Source organism: Enterobacter sp. IF2SW-B1 (assembly GCF_001743375.1).
In the GTDB taxonomy this organism is placed as follows: Bacteria; Pseudomonadota; Gammaproteobacteria; order Enterobacterales; family Enterobacteriaceae; genus Enterobacter; species Enterobacter bugandensis.
In genome coordinates this window covers 1-395 of the sequence record NZ_MJAA01000309.1, presented here as the reverse complement: position 1 = coordinate 395, position 395 = coordinate 1, and the positions used below count along the sequence as shown (strand labels likewise).

Below are 395 nucleotides of genomic sequence, written 5' to 3'. Positions count from 1 at the left end.
CTTCCCTGTTCAACGACCGCGCCATCTCCTATCGCGTGCACCAGGGCTATGACCATCGCGGCGTGGCGCTCTCCGCGGGCGTGCAGCGCATGGTGCGCTCGGAGGTGGGTTCCTCCGGCGTGTTGTTCTCCATTGATACCGAATCCGGCGTCGCCCAGGTGGTGTTCATCCCCTCCGCGTGGGGCCTGTGTGAGATGGTCGGGCAGGGCGCGGTGATCGCTGACGAATACTACGTACACAAGCCTACGCTTGCCGCCGGCCGTCCGGCGGAGGTGCGCCGCACCATGGGCTCGAAAAAAATCCACATGAATTATGCCCCAACCCAGGAGCATGGCAAGCAGGTTAAGATTGAAGAAGTGCCGCAGGAGCAGCGCGTCCGCTTCGCACAGACCGAC

Annotated in this window: 1 protein-coding gene; it reads left to right on the top strand. The window is 63.3% G+C overall.

All coding sequences use genetic code 11. The features are described from left to right. Positions 1-395 (top strand): PEP/pyruvate-binding domain-containing protein (locus tag A6013_RS24495; protein WP_302622513.1); only part of this gene is annotated, 395 nt, incomplete at both ends.